The sequence below is a fragment of the Vibrio sp. M60_M70 genome (genome assembly GCF_037162085.1).
Classification (GTDB): domain Bacteria; phylum Pseudomonadota; class Gammaproteobacteria; order Enterobacterales; family Vibrionaceae; genus Vibrio; species Vibrio diabolicus.
In genome coordinates, this window is sequence record NZ_JARLUL010000001.1 from 383618 (window position 1) to 399790 (window position 16173).

The following is a 16173-nucleotide window of genomic DNA, read 5'->3' on the forward strand; positions in this document are numbered from 1 at the left end:
TCTGTATCTGATGCTGTGATGACATAGACCGCGTTAAACCTATTAATATTACAGACTTAGACTTTAATTGGCGTTATCATTATTTACGTTTACTTAACCTCATTCAGCCAAAAAAGCATGATAAAAAAGCTCTCCTCACCATTGTTGGCCTGTTTGCCTTTTCTCATGGTGCCTATGCCGATGTTTCTTTGACTTTAAAAGGCATCGATGGCGCTTTAGAAGAGAATGTCAGTGCGTACCTGTCGTCCATTCCAGCGAAGGACTACTCCACTTCTCTGCGCTTTCAAGCGAGATTAGATCAAAGTATCACTGAAGCTCTCAATGCGCTTGGGTATTATCATGCAAAAATTTCATACTCTATTCCGGAAGGGAATGATGAGTTGATCGTCAGCATCAAGCCGGGTTTACCTGTGAAAGTGAAAGTCATGGATGTGGTGATCACAGGTGAAGCAAAAGACGATGAAGAGTTCGCCAAACTTATTGAACGTTCACCGCTTAAAGTCGGCAAAGTATTGAATCAAGGCGAATACGATAGCCTGAAATCGGGTATTCGTAACTTGGCGTTGCAGCGTGGTTATTTCAATGGTGATTACAAGCTCAGCAAACTTGAAGTGATTCCTGACTTCAATGAAGCGAACGTGCGTTTGCATTATGACAGTGGTATTCGTTATCACTTTGGTCCGATTAACATTACTGGTAGTCAGATTTGGGAAAACCGTGTTGAATCAATGCGACCTTTTGAAATTGGTGAACCTTACTTGGTTTCGCAAGTGGGAGAGTACAACCAAAACCTGTCTAATACCGATTGGTTTTCATCGGTTTTTGTTGAGCCTGATTTAAGTAAATTGGATGAGGGACGCGAATTGCCAATTAAGGTCTCGCTCGCGCCAGCGTCAAAAAACCAAATAGAAACCGGCCTTGGTTACTCGACCGATACTGGTGTGCGTGGCACGTTAAAATGGAAAAAACCATGGGTTAGTTCACGTGGTCACAGCTTTAATACGGCGTTATCACTATCAAAGCCAGAACAGACGATCACGGCAGGATACAAAATCCCGCTTGATGATGTGTTGCGTGAATACTACCAACTGCAATTTGGTTTAAAGCACCTTGATAACCGAGATACGGAGAGTTTGGAATCCAACCTGGCAGTTGAACGACATTGGCTAACTGATGGCGGCTGGCATAAAACCATTTATGTTCGTCACTTGTACGAAAACTTCTCTCAAGGTCTGCAAGATGATGGGGTGCAATTTGTGTTACCCGGAGCCACTTTTTCACGAACTCGTGTCCGTGGTGGCAACATGCCAATGTGGGGGGATAAGCAAAGTGTAACGATAGAATATGGTGATCCTGCTTTGCTGTCAGAAACGCGAGTATTGCGCCTATTAGGGCGTTCATCTTGGATCCGCGGGATCGGTGATAATCATCGTGGTTTGTTCCGTTTAGAAGGTGGTGCGAACATCACTGACGAATTTGAAAAGCTTTCGCCTTCTCTGCGTTTCTTCGCTGGTGGTGATAACAACATTCGTGGTTATGGATATGAGTCTATTTCACCTGTGGATGAAAGTGGCGCCTTGACGGGTGGTAAATACATCGTTAGCAGCACATTAGAATATCAATATCGCGTGTATGGAAACTGGTGGGCAGCCACCTTCTACGATATTGGTGATGCATTTAACGAAACACCTGAATGGAAATCGGGTGCTGGTGTGGGTATCCGTTGGGCGTCTCCGGTTGGACCGGTTAGCTTTGATTTTGCGTGGGGACTGGATGAAAAACCAGAAAGAGAGTTCCGCATCCACTTCTCATTGGGGCCTGAGTTATGATCAAAATGATGTTTAAGTGGACCAAATGGCTGTCGCTAAGTTTGATTGGTCTATTGCTGTTGCTCATCATTTTTGTTGCGACAGTGCTATTTACTCACCCTGGTCTTAAGCTCGCGTTGTGGGGAGCAGAAAAGGCTTTACCGCAACTACAGATAGAGAAAGTTCAGGGCTCATTATTTCCTCGTTTTGAGCTACAGAACGTCAGTTTTGTCGACGAATCTTTGAACATCGACGCAAAAGTCGATCGTCTAGCGTTAGCGGTTAACTTCCGTTGTTTCTTTGATCCTAAAGTCTGTGTCGATGAGCTAACCCTGCAAGGTGTTAACTTTCAGATGCCAGAGCTCCCTCCGGCAGGCGAAGAGCCAGAGGAGACACCACCATTACGTACAGTAAGTACACCAGTCCCTATTTTTGTTAATAAGGTCAGTTTTGATGACATTAACTTAAACATTTTAGGCAACCAAATTGACTGGCAAGATTTCTCTACCGGGCTTTCTATGCAAGGCGACCGTTTAGTGATTGCGCCGACGGCATTAAAAGACATCAATGTTGCATTGGCTCCAAGTGAAGCTGAACCTGAAGCGGCCACAGACGAGCCGAAAGACGCTGACGCTCCGCCGCAAGATATTGTGTTACCTGAGGTGTGGATTCCACTCACAGTGGAAGCACGACGCCTCGATATTCATAACTTCAAGCTTGCAGGTGAGAAGCCGGTGATCGTTCACCACCTTGGTGTTGTAGCGAAAGCGGGGGGCGACCGTGTTGATGTGAAAACATTAGAGCTCGATATGCCTGAAGTGGAAGGTAAGTTAAGCACGCAAGTAACGCTTTCTGCTGACTATCCTCTCAAAGCTCAGCTCGATGCGCTGGTGAAGCAAGCGGATGCGAAAGGGCAAAAGCTGTCGCTGTCAGCTGCTGGTTCGGTGGGAGACCTTTTTCTCACTGCGACCTTATCTGAACTAGTCGAAGCGGAGATCAAAGGTGAACTTCAGCCCCTGAAAGCGCAGTTACCCTTTGATGTTGCAATCAAAAATGTACAAGCACAATGGCCGTTAATCGGTCAAAGTGATTATCAAGTATCGGTACCAAGTTTATCTGCAAAAGGTTCCCTGGACGGATACGCTGTGGCACTAGAAACACAAGCTTCGGGTAAAGATATTCCTGCTGTAGATGTTGCACTAAACGGCAAAGGCACATTAGAGCAAATCGATCTTGAAAGCCTGGTAGTCAAAACATTGGGCGGTGAGCTATCCGGTCAGGTGATGGCGAATTGGGCTGCGCCAATCAACTGGCAAGCTGACCTTAATTTGCAACATATTCAACCAGGGCTTCAATGGGAAGAAGCGGAAGGCGATATCAGTGGCAGCCTCTCGACTTCAGGTTCTTTAACAGAACAAGGCGGTTGGCAAGTCAGTTTACCTAAGTTAGATATCGATGGCATTTTGCGCGGTTATCCGCTGAATGTGGAAGGCCAACTGGAAGCGTCTGATAAGAATGGTAAAGGTGAAGACATTCAGCTTACCACGCAAGGTTTAGCGCTTTCTCATGGCCCTAACCAATTGAGTGCCAAGGGTAAGATTGATAAGCAGATATTAATGGATGTTGAGGTTAACTTCCCCGATTTTGCGAAAAGTGTTCCGGATCTAGCGGGTAAGATGCAGGGCAATGTGGCGCTGCGTGGTAGCTTGAAAGAGCCTGACATCAAATTAGACCTAGCGCTAAATCAAGTGAACTGGCAGCAGCAAGCGAACGTTGAAAACATAACCTTGAAGGGAGATGTGACGCCTCTGCCAGCACCGAAAGCTAACTTAAGCCTCATTGCTAACAACATTACCTACGACGACATTAAAGTTGATAGTGCAGACCTTGAAGTTTCTGGGGATGAAAAACTGCACCAACTGACGCTAGATGTGGTGTCTGACATTGTATCAACCAGCTTAGAAATTGAAGGCTCATTCATACAGAAGCCGCAAATGATCTGGGATGGTGCATTGCGTCGTCTTACTTTGAGCACGCCGCAGGGACCGTGGGCGTTGCAGAAATCGACGGCGGTTAAAGTCAACATCGATAAACAACTCGCTGATGTTCAAGCACATTGTTGGCTACAAGCCAATTCGAGTGTTTGTTTGACCGAAGATATTAGTGTTGGTCAAAGTGGCGAAGCCAAGTTAGCCGTGAACGACTTTGACTTTGAACAAATCAAGCAGTTCCTGCCGCCAGAGACGAAATTACAAGGGTCGGTCAACGCGCAAGCAACAGCAAAATGGGCACCAGAGATGAAGCCGGAAGTCACGGTGAACGTTGATATGCCTAAAGGTCAAGTAGAGCAAGCACTAGAGCAGCCGATAACACTTGGTTGGGAAAGCTTTAGCTTTAAAGCGGCGCTGGCAAAAGACAAGTTAGATGCTGAGTGGTTATTTGATGTGAGAGACAACGGTGACTTATCTGGTCAGGTTTCTTTGGTCGATGTAACGTCTGAGCAGCCTGAGATTGACGGTAAGGTCTCGCTATCGACATTCCATCTGGATTTCTTAGCGCCGTTGATAGGTGAGTACAGCCTATTCAAAGCGAATATGAATACTGATTTGGCGATATCTGGTGATGTTATGCACCCTAAAGTCAACGGTCAGTTCTTGATTGATCAAATGAAGCTACAAGGTGAAGTCACGCCGATAGACATTAACTCCGGTCAGGTCGCGATCAACTTTAAAGGTCACCAAGCGGATCTTGATGCGGGTATCATGACGCCAGATGGTGAGTTGGAAGTGACCGGTGAGGCCGATTGGCAGGATCTACAAAATTGGCATACCAAAGCGCGCGTATTTGCGAAAGAGCTTCAGGTGGATCTTCCACCAATGGTAAAAATCAAAGTTGAGCCGGACATGACTATTGATGTCACACCGCAGCTTGCTAAGGTCGAAGGTAATATTAATCTGCCTTGGGGACGAGTAGTGGTTGAAGAGCTGCCACCAAGTGCGGTTGGTGTTTCAAGCGACACCGTGATTTTGGACCAGAACTTACAGCCTGTGAGTGATATCGAGCCAATGCCATTTGATGTTGAAACGGATATCAACATTAAGATCGGTGATGACTTCCAACTGGCCGCCTTTGGCTTGAAAGGTGGTCTGAAAGGTAACCTCAATGTGACACAGAAAGATAAAGGTCCGTTCATCGTTGGTGAGGTTAATATCGTCGACGGTTCTTACCGTTCTTTTGGTCAGGATTTGGTGATTGAAGAGGGTAAGATCTTAATGAATGGCCCGGCAGATCAGCCGTACGTTTCTATTAAGGCGATTCGAAATCCAGATAATACCCAAGATGACGTGATTGCTGGTGTGCGTGTAACAGGACCAGCATCGGATCCAAATGTGGAGATATTCTCTGAGCCAGCGATGCCTCAAGCGAATGCGCTCTCTTACCTACTTCGCGGTCAAGACATTGATGGCGAAGCGGGAGGCAATGCTATGACGACCACGTTGATCGGCCTAAGTTTGGCAAAGAGTGGACGCGTGGTTGGTGAAATCGGCGAAGCCTTTGGGGTTCAAGATTTACAATTGGATACGGCGGGTTCGGGCGATGATTCTCAAGTGACCGTCAGTGGTTACATTCTGCCGGGATTACAGGTGAAATACGGCGTCGGCATCTTTAACTCACTAGGCGAGTTCACAGTGCGTTATCGATTGATGCAAGATCTGTATTTAGAGGCGGTTTCTGGTGTAGATAGTGCGGTTGACCTACTCTATCAATTTGAGTTCGATTAGAGCTTGTTCGTCTGCGTACATAAAGTTCATGACTAAGGAGTGGTTATGCAGCATTTAGTTTTTGTGTATGGGACCTTGCGTAAAGGAGAGTGTAATCATCACTTTCTGAGCTCAGCCCAGTTTCTTGGTCAGCATGAAACGGATGCTCAGTTCGCACTTTATGACTTAGGTCCTTATCCCGCGTTGTCTGTCGGGCAGCGCTCGATACAAGGTGAAGTGTATCTGATTGATGATGAAACCTTATCCGAGCTAGATAAGTTGGAAGATGTGCCAGTAGAGTATCGTCGAGAGAGTATCGTCACGCCGTTTGGCCAAGCTTGGATCTACTTGTATCAAGATACCGAACAACTGACCGAAGAAATCGCTTCCGGAGATTGGTGTCAAAAGGTGTGAGCTATACTGACATTATCAATAGCGACGAGCTGGTCACTAAGGAGTCATGATGAAGGTATTCGTAATTGGATCAATGGCGTTGATTCTTGCCGCATGCGCGCAAACAACCCTGCCGACCTCGAGTAATGTTACCGACTGGCAAGCGTTTGGTAAGCAGTCTGCCTTAGATGGATTAAGAGTTTTATCTGAAGATCATATCGCTGCACTGGATGGTACTAATCATGCTACGCCTGAACTGATCATGGCCTATCAAACGGGTTATCAGCAAGGGAAGCAAGAGTATTGTGAACAAAGCGCGTATATGCTTGGTGTTATCGGGCGTCCGTATTTTGGTATTTGTGATGACCTAGACCCTTTCTTTCAGCATGACTATGACGCTGGCCGAATGTCTTCTGCAGGCGCGCCTATCTAGTTGACTTACACAAGATGAAAAGCAAAAGAGCTGCCCTAAAGCAGCTCTTTTTAATTTTGTATCAGCCGTGATGCTTATTTTTTCTGAGCGCGCTCGTAAGATTCTAGGATCTCAGCTTTAGCGGCAGCAACATCTGCCCAACCATCCACTTTCACCCATTTACCTGCTTCAAGCTCTTTGTAACGCTCAAAGAATTGCGTGATCTGCGCTTTCAGTAGTTCTGGGATATCGTCCACATCTTGGATGTGATCGTACTCTTTCGAGATTTTGGTGTGTGGAACCGCAAACACTTTTGCGTCTTCACCTGACTCATCCGTCATCTTCAAAACGCCAACAGGACGGCAGCGAATCACTGAACCTGGCATGAGTGGGTATGGTGTTGGTACCAGTACGTCGACTGGGTCGCCATCAAGAGACAGCGTATTGTTCACGTAGCCATAGTTACATGGGTAGAACATCGGTGCAGACATGAAACGGTCAACAAATACCGCACCAGAGTCTTTATCTACTTCGTACTTGATTGGATCTGCATTTGCAGGAATTTCGATCACGACATAGATATCTTCAGGCAGTGACTTGCCTGCTGGCACATGGTTTAAGCTCATTAGAATATTCCTTTTCATTAACGATGAGTCACACAGAAGCGGCTTCATCTGATGATAAATTCGCGTTTCACTTTAGCGACAAAAACGCGGCAGGTAAACACCTGCCGCGTTGGACAAAGGTCTGAAATTATTCTTCGTCGCGGTGCAGTTCAAGGAACTCTTCAACTTTGCGAACCATGTTCTTAGAACCAACAAAGAAAGGCACACGTTGGTGCAATTCGGTTGGTTTGATATCCATGATGCGATTGACGCCGTCTGATGCAATACCGCCCGCTTGCTCAATTAAGAACGCCATTGGGTTACATTCATAAAGTAGACGCAGTTTGCCCTGTGGATGGCTTTGCGTACTAGGGTAAAGGTAGATACCACCTTTCAGTAAGTTGCGGTGGAAATCAGCAACCAATGAGCCAATGTAGCGAGAAGTGTATGGACGACCGTCTTCTGGCACATTCTCTTGGCAGTACTTGATGTACTTCTTCACCCCTTGAGGGAAGCGAATGTAGTTACCTTCGTTGATCGAATAAATCTTACCTTCTTCTGGGATCATCATGTTTTCATGAGAAAGGCAGAAGCTGCCGATAGATGGGTCGTAAGTAAAGCCGTTTACGCCGTTACCCGTGGTGTAAACCAACATGGTTGATGAACCGTAAATTACGTAACCAGCGGCAACTTGCTTATGACCAGGCTGAAGGAAATCTTCTTCTGTCGCTGGTGTGCCAATAGGTGAAACACGGCGATAAATAGAGAAGATAGTACCGACAGAGACGTTCACATCGATGTTAGAAGAACCATCAAGTGGGTCCATCAGTACCACATATTTGGCGTTTTGGTTGAGCTCTTTGTTGAAAGCAACCGCTTCGTCTTCTTCCTCACTGGCAACGCCACACACTTGGTCACGAGCTTCAAGCGCGGCTTTGAACTTATCGTTTGCGTAAACATCGAGCTTTTGCTGGTCTTCACCTTGGACATTTTCCGTGCCTACAGCACCAGTGATATCACCGAGACCCGCTGCGTTGATTTCGCGGTTAACGATTTTTGCAGCTAAACGAATGGAGGCTAAAAGGGATGATAGATCACCGCTAGCGTGGGGGAAATCCGCTTGTTTTTCGACAATGAACTCGCCTAGGGTGCGCAGTCCTGACATGGTTAATCCTTACATTTTCATTTCATTGGGGGTAGTGCGCAAGTGAGCATCTCTTTATGGATGTTAAACGATTGCGCTGGATGTAAGTTTAAGTCGCAGATCTTTTTAATGGTAATGAAGTAACTGTTTGAGATCTCAATTTATTTGTAGACTTGTTTGAGGGATTCATCAGTAAGCAAGAGGTTGTACAGTCTGTGTTCAACCTTGTCATATTTGTGAAAGGGACTGCAAGAAGAAGGCTAAAGTCTCTCGCTTTTCTGGTTGTGATCGCGATAATGAAAGCATTAAAGAACGCATTACAAGGTTTAGTTTATGCACATTCATATCTTGGGTATCTGTGGCACATTTATGGGCGGCGCTGCGATTTTAGCTCGCCAATTAGGGCATAAAGTCACTGGTTCTGATGCCAACGTTTACCCACCGATGAGCACGTTGCTTGAGTCTCAAGGTATTGAAATTATTGAAGGCTTCGACCCGTCTCAACTCGACCCTCAACCAGACCTTGTGGTGATTGGTAATGCCATGAGCCGTGGTAACCCATGTGTTGAACATGTGCTCAATACCAACATGCGCTACACCTCTGGTCCGCAGTGGCTCAACGAGTTTTTGCTGCACGATCGCTGGGTATTGGCGGTATCGGGTACACACGGTAAAACGACTACGTCGAGCATGCTGGCTTGGATACTCGAAGACTGCGGTTATCAACCTGGTTTCCTAGTTGGTGGAGTACTTGGTAACTTTGGAGTCTCTGCTCGTTTGGGCGAAAGCATGTTTTTTGTCGTTGAAGCGGACGAATATGACAGTGCTTTTTTCGATAAGCGTTCTAAGTTTGTGCACTACCATCCTCGAACCTTAATCATGAACAACCTTGAGTTTGATCATGCTGACATTTTCGATGATCTAGAGGCGATCAAGCGCCAATTCCATCATTTAGTGCGAACGGTTCCCGGCAATGGCTTAATCTTAGCTCCGAAGCAAGACCAAGCTTTGGCGGATGTATTAGAGCGTGGTTGCTGGACAGAAAAGCAGTTTTCAGGTGTTGATGGCGACTGGCAAGCGCACAAATTAGTGGTCGATGGCTCAAAGTTTGAAGTTGCTCTACAAGGCGAGAAGGTCGGTACCGTCGAATGGGATTTGGTGGGTGATCATAACGTTGATAATGCGTTAATGGCGATTGCCGCGGCGCGACACGTTGGCGTAACGCCGGAGCTTGCGTGTCAGGCTCTGGGCCGTTTCATTAACACCAAGCGCCGTCTTGAGTTAAAAGGTGAAGTGCAAGGTGTGACGGTTTACGATGATTTTGCGCATCATCCGACGGCAATTGAACTCACCGTCGGTGGTTTGCGTAACAAGGTAGGCGAAAAACGCATTCTTGCCGTGTTGGAACCTCGTTCTGCCACTATGAAGCGCGGCGTGCACAAAAACACACTCGCGGATTCGCTACACAGCGCAGATGAAGTGTTCTTATTCCAACCAGACAACATCGAATGGTCGGTGCAAGATATCGCGGAACAATGTCAGCAACCTGCTTTTTTTGACGCTAACATCGATAACTTTGTAGCGAAAATCGTTGAACGTGCGCAGCCAGGTGACCAAATTCTCGTGATGAGTAATGGTGGCTTTGGCGGTATTCACGGCAAGATCCTCGAGCAACTTAAACAAAAAGCCTGATTTTATGCAAAACAAACAGCAGCAAGCAGAAAAAGCCATCACTTTAGCGTTAACTGGAGCATCTGGTGCGCCTTATGGCCTTCGTCTTTTAGAATGTTTGGTCGCGGCGGATTATCATGTCTACGTTCTGATCTCTTCGGCGGCTCGTGTCGTGATGGCAACCGAACACAACCTTAAGCTGCCAAGTGGGCCAGAAGCCGCAAAGCAAGCGTTGGTAGAGCACCTGAACTGCAATCCCGATAACATCACCGTTTGTGGTAAAGATGACTGGTTCTCACCGGTAGCATCTGGCTCTGCGGCACCAAAGCAAATGGTGGTTTGCCCATGTTCTGCGGGAAGTGTTGCGGCGATTGCGCATGGTATGTCGGATAACTTGATTGAGCGCGCCGCTGACGTGGTGATGAAAGAGCGTGGGCAGTTGTTGCTCGTCGTTCGCGAAACGCCATTTTCAACGCTGCATCTGGAGAACATGCACAAGCTATCGCAAATGGGCGTCACCATCATGCCAGCGGCTCCGGGTTTCTACCATCAGCCAAAGAGCATTGAAGACTTAGTGGATTTTATGGTGGCGAGAATTCTCGACCACTTAGGTATTGAGCAAGGTTTAGTGCCTCGTTGGGGTTATGACCAGCGTTCGTGAGCTGATTGTGTAACCACTCAAATACCTTTACAATCCATCCAACTCATCGGGGAGCAAACCCATTTAGCATTGAGTCAATCAATGCATTTGGGCGCTGAGACCTAAGTGCTTTACTAGGGACCCGTATTACCTGAACCAGATAATGCTGGCGTAGGAATTGAGTCTGGATATTGGAAGTCCTTAATAGCCGCCTCAACCCTGTGCCGCTCAACTTATTTCTCTGAAATACTCATGGAGAGCGAGCAGTGAAAACCACTTCAAGTCTGATTGCCTTAGCTGCAATTACTTCAACTTCAGCGTTTGCTGCTGAAAACCCATTAACTATTTATACCTACGATTCTTTTGCCGCAGATTGGGGACCAGGTCCTAAAATCGAGCAAGCTTTTGAAGCAAAATGTGGCTGTGACGTTAACTTCGTGGCGTTGGACGATGGTGTGTCGATCCTGAATCGTCTTCGTCTTGAAGGCGGTAATAGCAAAGCCGACATCGTGTTAGGTTTGGATAACAATCTGATGGCAGAAGCGAAGAAAACCGGTCTGCTTACCGAGCACAATGTGGATACGGCTAACACAGTGTTACCAAATGGTTGGAGCGACACGACGTTTGTACCGTACGATTACGGCTACTTCGCGTTTGTGTACAACACAGAGAAACTGGCTAATCCGCCGAAAAGCATGAAAGAGCTGGTGGAAACGCGCGACGATTTGAAAGTGATTTATCAAGATCCGCGTACGTCAACGCCGGGCCAAGGCTTGATGCTGTGGATGAAATCCATCTATGGCGACGATGTGACGCAAGCGTGGCAGAAGCTAGCGAGCAAAACCGTAACGGTCACGAAAGGTTGGTCAGAAGCGTATTCCATGTTCCTTAACGGCGAGTCGGACTTAGTGCTTTCTTACACTACGTCACCTGCGTACCACTTAATTGCGGAAAACGATTCAAAGTTTGCGACGGCGAATTTTGCTGAAGGTCACTACATGCAAGTTGAAGTCGCCGCTAAAGTGAAAGGGGCAAAAAATTCAGAACTTGCTGATCAATTTATGAATTTCATTTTAAGTGATGAGTTCCAGTCAGCGATGCCAGCGGGTAACTGGATGTACCCTGTTACAGACGTTGAGTTACCTAAAGGTTTTGAAACCTTGAGCGTTCCAAACAAGTCGTTGAGCTTTAGTGCTGATGAAGTGGCAAAAATGCGTAAGTCTTGGATTCGCGAATGGCAAAGCGCACTGACGTTTTAGCTGACGTTCCACCCCTCATCTGAATGAGATAGGTTTTACCTTTGAATTCTGTTCCAAAAATAGGTTTAGGGGTCGCGATGATCATCGCGACCTTTGTTGTTTCTGCCCTAGGTGCTTTGATTGTTCAAGCCCCTTCACTTGATGTGTCTGTGGTATGGGACGATCCGTATTATCAACATGTCACCAAGTTCAGCTTTTACCAAGCTTTTCTTTCCACATTGCTCAGTGTTGGCTTGGCCATTCCAGTTGCGCACGCGCTTTCGCGTCGCCAATTTATTGGTAAATCATTACTGCTTAAGCTGTTTGCATCGACGCTAGTTTTGCCTGTTTTGGTTGGTGTTTTCGGGCTATTAGCGATTTATGGCAACAGCGGTTTGTTAGCGCAGTGGCTACAGAGTTTCGATAGCAAACTGCCATTTTCTATTTACGGTTTGAACGGCATTTTACTCGCCCATGTGTTCTTTAATTTACCTTATGCTGCGCGCTTGCTGTTGCAAGCATTAGAATCTATTCCTGCCGAGCAACATAAGCTGTGTGCGCATTTAGGTATGAACCATTGGAATAAGTTTCGTTGGGTGGAATGGCCGCGTTTAAGGCAGCAACTTCCCCACGTTTGTGGCTTGGTATTTATGTTGTGCTTCACTAGTTTTGCCACTGTAATGGCGTTGGGGGGCGGGCCAAAATCCACCACCATTGAATTGGCCATTTACCAAGCGATTAAGTTTGATTTTGATTTACAAGCTGGGGCGTTATTGGCGCTGTGGCAGATGCTGTTATGTGGACTGCTTGCCATTGGAGTGCAGAAGTTAACAAAGCCTGTTTCTATCAGTGCTGGCAGCACATCGGTACAGCAATATTTAACGAAGGATCATGGGTGGTCAAAAGCTTGGGATAGCTTTTGGATCATAGGTGCTTTTTTACTGGTGATACCACCGTTATTGATGGTGTTACTGAGTGGCATCAACCAACAAGTTTGGACGGTGTTAACCGATGAACGTTTTTGGTCTGCGTTATCTAACTCACTCAAAGTTGCCGGGTTAGCCAGTGCGCTTGCGGTCGCTGCGGGCGTGTCCATATTGTTGACCAGCCGTCGTTGGCGTTTGCAGTACAAAAACACGCGAGCCGATCAGATTGAGCTAATCGGAACCATTATTTTGGTGACGCCTGGTTTGGTGATTAGCACCGGATTATTCTTGCTGTTGCGATCATTTACCGATGTTTTTAGCTTGGCGTTTTTTGTTGTGATTTTGGTAAATGGTTTGATGGCTTTGCCTTACGTGATCAAAACGCTGGCACAGCCAATGCTGCACATCGAGCAACAGTACCAGTATGTGTGTGCCAGCTTAGGCATGCGTGGCTGGCAACGCTTTAAAGTGGTGGAGTGGCAGGCTCTGCGCAAGCCATTCGCACATGCGTTTGCGATCAGCTTTATGTTTGCGATTGGCGATTTAAGTGCTATCGCGTTGTTTGGCGGACAAGAGTTCCGCACTTTACCTCTGTATTTATTCCAGCTGCTTGGCAGCTATCAGATGGACGCGGCTGCGGTGGTATCGGTGACCTTGTTGTTGTTGAGTGTGGGCTGTTTTGCCTTGATTGAGAAAGTATTGAAAACGAAGGAGAGAGCGTAATGTTAGTGTTGGATGATGTGCAGTACACCTACCAACGTGAGCTGTTTCGTTTTGACTTAACGATTGAGCAAGGTCAGATAGTGTCGCTGATGGGACCAAGTGGGGCTGGAAAATCGACTTTGCTGGCGTTGGTGGCTGGGTTTATCCATCCTGACCAAGGTGACATTCGGGTTGATCGTGAGTCGATTGTGCACAAAGAGCCTTATCAGCGTCCTTTCTCCATGTTATTCCAAGAGCATAACTTGTTTTCTCACTTGTCGGTGCGTGACAACATTGGCTTAGGTTTACACCCAGGGCTAAAGCTCACGGTAGAACAAAAGCGTCAGGTTGAACAAGCCGCGCAGCAGGTTGGTGTAGCTGAGTACCTCGACCGTTTGCCTGAGCACCTTTCTGGTGGGCAGCGTCAACGTGTTGCCTTAGCACGTTGTTTTGTTCAGCATCATCCCATGTGGCTGTTGGATGAGCCTTTCTCGGCGCTTGATCCGGTTTTACGTGAAGAGATGCTGAGCTTGGTAAAAAAACTGGCGGCAGAGCGGGGAATAACCGTATTGATGGTCACGCACCATTTAAGCGATGCCAAAGCCATTGCCAGCCACTTTGTGTTTGTGGCTGATGGCAAAGTGGAAGCAGCGGATAGTATGTCTGCATTGAGTGAACTGCATGCTAGTGAGAAGCTTGCGGCATTTATCCGAGCCGCACGCTAATGCTCAATGGTGGCGGGATTATGCTTCACCGCAACACAAACCATGTCGAGGACCAAATTCAAACTGAGATCTTAGGCTCATGATATGGTCAATCATCGCTTGTACTCGTCGCGTTCGGTTTGCGCCAGGACGATAGACTAAATAAATAGGCATTGGTACCGTGTGCCATTGAGGTAAGACTCTGACTAAGGAGCCATTTTCCAGCTCTTGCGTCATGTTTTGCATAGGTAAGTTAGCGATTCCCAATCCTTTGAGCGCGCCTTTTAATACCGCTTCTACGGTGGTGCTAGAGAAGTTACTGCTTACCGAGACGTTGACGGTGCTGTCCTGCGAAATCAACGTCCAAGGGCCTATCTCTGAAACATACTGGTATCTCAAACAGTTGTGTGTTGTCAGATCTTCTGGAGTCTCAGGTACACCGCACTCAGCTAAATACTCAGGACTGGCGGCCAATACTCGGGTGGTGTAGCCCAATTTTTTAGCAATCAGTCGATCATCGACGATCTGGCCGACTCGAATTGCCATATCAAAACCGTGTGAAAACAGATCAACAAAATCGTTCGATGCTTCTAACGCAATTTGTACTTTTGGCCATTGTTTTAAAAATGGTAAAAAGATGTGCTCAGCCATATACGCGTCCAAGGCTGGTGGCGCAGCAATGCGAAGCCGACCTTGGATCTGCTGTTCCATTTCCTGAACGTCTTGACCAATCGAGTGAAATTCCTCAACTAAGCTTGCAGCACGCTCTAAAACCATTTGACCAGCTTCGGTAATCACCAACTTTCGGGTCGTGCGCTCTAGGAGCTTGGCTTCAAAGTGTTGTTCGAGTTTGGTGATGGCTTTACTAACAGTAGATTTTGGTAGGTTTAACTCCAGCGCGCACTTGGTTAAGCTCAGTAGTCGACAGCTTGTGACAAAGATAGAGAGCGTCCTAAAGTCAATTGTTTCTAAATTTCGAACAATCACTTTCAATTATCCATATTGTTTCAATATTGATCTGATTATAGTCTGGCTCTTCATCCTTAGCCATCAAGTTATTGTCATTTGAGGTAAACAACATGTCCAACTCTGTAGACTTATTTTCTCCTATCGAACTGGGTCAATTAGCATTAGATAACCGTGCCATTATGGCCCCTTTAACGCGCGCTCGTGCCAGCGCAGATCATATCCCGAATGACCTTATGGTTGAGTACTATGCTCAACGCGCGAGTGCTGGACTTATCATTGCTGAATGCACCATGGTGATGGAAGGAACGTCTGCTTTTATGGCAGAACCGGGCATTTATAACGAAGAACAAATTGCAGCTTGGAAAAAGGTAACGGATGCGGTTCATGAAAGAGGCGGTAAGATCGTATTGCAAATTTGGCATGCGGGACGCGCTTGTCATCCTGAACTGAATGACGGGAAAACGCCTGTTGCAGCGAGCGCACTAGCCATTCGTGATGAGTTAGTTCATACCCCTTCAGGTAAGCAAGCATATACGGTACCACGAGCACTCGAAGTGGATGAGATAGCTTCCATTGTGGCAGCGTTTAAGCAAGGTGCGAAAAACGCTAAGAGAGCAGGCTTTGATGGTGTGGAGATACATGGCGCCAATGGTTATCTTATCGATAACTTTCTTCGTGATGGATCGAATTTACGTACTGATGAATACGGTGGCTCAGTCGAAAATCGTGCCCGTTTTTTACTTGAGATAGTTAAAGAAGTGGTCGAGGTATGGGGACCTGGAAGAGTAGGGCTGCGCACATCACCATTAAATGGATTTAATGACATGAAAGACAGCGATCCGGTTGGCTTGGTTCGTTACTTAGCTAAGCAACTTAATGCTTTCGATCTTGCTTATTGGCACGTGATGCGTGCGGATCTAAAGGGCGTACAAAAAGCAAATGTTCTCAAGCCAGCACGCGAAAACTATCAAGGTTACCTAATGGCCAACGTGGGCTACAGTGTACAAGAAGCGACAACGGCAATTGCAGAAAATCAAGTTGATGTGGTCGCATTTGGCGTTCCATTTATCGCCAACCCTGATTTAGTTGAGCGATTTAAGAAAAATGCACCTCTTAATGAGGCAAAACCTGAGCACTTTTATTTAGGTGGAGCAGAAGGTTATACCGATTACCCAGTAATGGCATAATCCTTACTTGTTC

At 46.6% G+C, this 16173-nt stretch carries 13 protein-coding genes and 1 riboswitch; of the genes, 10 read left to right on the forward strand and 3 right to left on the reverse strand.

Annotated features, from left to right (window positions below):
- Nucleotides 1-140: 140 nt before the first annotated feature.
- From tamA to P4S59_RS01950, 4 genes are read left to right on the forward strand one after another with little or no spacing between them, the layout of a single operon-like run.
- Complete coding sequence (tamA, locus tag P4S59_RS01935; RefSeq protein ID WP_337168628.1) at nucleotides 141-1829, forward strand: autotransporter assembly complex protein TamA; 1689 nt, start codon at nucleotides 141-143, stop codon at nucleotides 1827-1829.
- Nucleotides 1826-5590, forward strand: a complete 3765-nt coding sequence (gene tamB, locus P4S59_RS01940) for an autotransporter assembly complex protein TamB (protein ID WP_337167921.1) — start codon at nucleotides 1826-1828, stop codon at nucleotides 5588-5590. The genes tamA and tamB overlap by 4 nt, the downstream gene beginning before the upstream one ends.
- A gap of 45 nt (nucleotides 5591-5635) precedes the next feature.
- The gene (locus tag P4S59_RS01945; RefSeq protein ID WP_012841162.1) at nucleotides 5636-5983 is read left to right on the forward strand and encodes a gamma-glutamylcyclotransferase family protein; all 348 of its coding nucleotides are present in this window, start codon (nucleotides 5636-5638) and stop codon (nucleotides 5981-5983) included.
- A 49-nt stretch (nucleotides 5984-6032) separates the two neighbouring features.
- Nucleotides 6033-6395, forward strand: a complete 363-nt coding sequence (locus P4S59_RS01950; protein ID WP_337167922.1) for a DUF2799 domain-containing protein — start codon at nucleotides 6033-6035, stop codon at nucleotides 6393-6395.
- Between the two features lie 74 nt (nucleotides 6396-6469).
- Here the strand turns inward: P4S59_RS01950 and ppa are convergent, their stop codons facing one another.
- The gene (gene ppa / locus P4S59_RS01955; RefSeq protein WP_012841160.1) at nucleotides 6470-7000 is read right to left on the reverse strand and encodes an inorganic diphosphatase; all 531 of its coding nucleotides are present in this window, start codon (nucleotides 6998-7000) and stop codon (nucleotides 6470-6472) included.
- Nucleotides 7001-7127: 127 nt separating this feature from the next.
- Nucleotides 7128-8144, reverse strand: a complete 1017-nt coding sequence (gene fbp / locus P4S59_RS01960; protein ID WP_005392321.1) for a class 1 fructose-bisphosphatase — start codon at nucleotides 8142-8144, stop codon at nucleotides 7128-7130.
- A gap of 312 nt (nucleotides 8145-8456) precedes the next feature.
- Between fbp and mpl the strand changes: the two genes are divergently transcribed.
- The 5 genes from mpl (at nucleotide 8457) to thiQ (ending at nucleotide 14025) form a co-directional block, all read left to right on the forward strand.
- Nucleotides 8457-9815, forward strand: a complete 1359-nt coding sequence (mpl, locus tag P4S59_RS01965; RefSeq protein ID WP_268979684.1) for a UDP-N-acetylmuramate:L-alanyl-gamma-D-glutamyl-meso-diaminopimelate ligase — start codon at nucleotides 8457-8459, stop codon at nucleotides 9813-9815.
- Between the two features lie 4 nt (nucleotides 9816-9819).
- On the forward strand, nucleotides 9820-10455 hold the full coding sequence (locus tag P4S59_RS01970; RefSeq protein WP_046874042.1) for a flavin prenyltransferase UbiX: 636 nt from the start codon (nucleotides 9820-9822) through the stop codon (nucleotides 10453-10455).
- A 37-nt stretch (nucleotides 10456-10492) separates the two neighbouring features.
- Nucleotides 10493-10629, forward strand: a riboswitch (TPP riboswitch).
- Between the two features lie 71 nt (nucleotides 10630-10700).
- Complete coding sequence (gene thiB, locus P4S59_RS01975; protein ID WP_337167923.1) at nucleotides 10701-11693, forward strand: thiamine ABC transporter substrate binding subunit; 993 nt, start codon at nucleotides 10701-10703, stop codon at nucleotides 11691-11693.
- 41 nt (nucleotides 11694-11734) lie between these two features.
- Complete coding sequence (gene thiP, locus P4S59_RS01980; protein ID WP_079882924.1) at nucleotides 11735-13321, forward strand: thiamine/thiamine pyrophosphate ABC transporter permease ThiP; 1587 nt, start codon at nucleotides 11735-11737, stop codon at nucleotides 13319-13321.
- Nucleotides 13321-14025, forward strand: coding sequence for a thiamine ABC transporter ATP-binding protein (gene thiQ / locus P4S59_RS01985; RefSeq protein WP_337167924.1), 705 nt, complete (start codon nucleotides 13321-13323; stop codon nucleotides 14023-14025). Before thiP ends, thiQ begins: the two co-directional genes overlap by 1 nt.
- An 18-nt stretch (nucleotides 14026-14043) precedes the next feature.
- On the opposite strand, the gene P4S59_RS01990 is transcribed toward thiQ, so the two are convergent.
- Nucleotides 14044-14991, reverse strand: coding sequence for a LysR family transcriptional regulator (locus tag P4S59_RS01990; RefSeq protein ID WP_272164854.1), 948 nt, complete (start codon nucleotides 14989-14991; stop codon nucleotides 14044-14046).
- 92 nt (nucleotides 14992-15083) lie between these two features.
- On the opposite strand from P4S59_RS01990, the gene P4S59_RS01995 reads away from it, so the two are divergent.
- Nucleotides 15084-16160 (forward strand): alkene reductase, encoded by a 1077-nt coding sequence (locus tag P4S59_RS01995; RefSeq protein ID WP_337167925.1) that lies wholly within the window; start codon nucleotides 15084-15086, stop codon nucleotides 16158-16160.
- The last annotated feature ends 13 nt before the right edge of the window (nucleotides 16161-16173 follow it).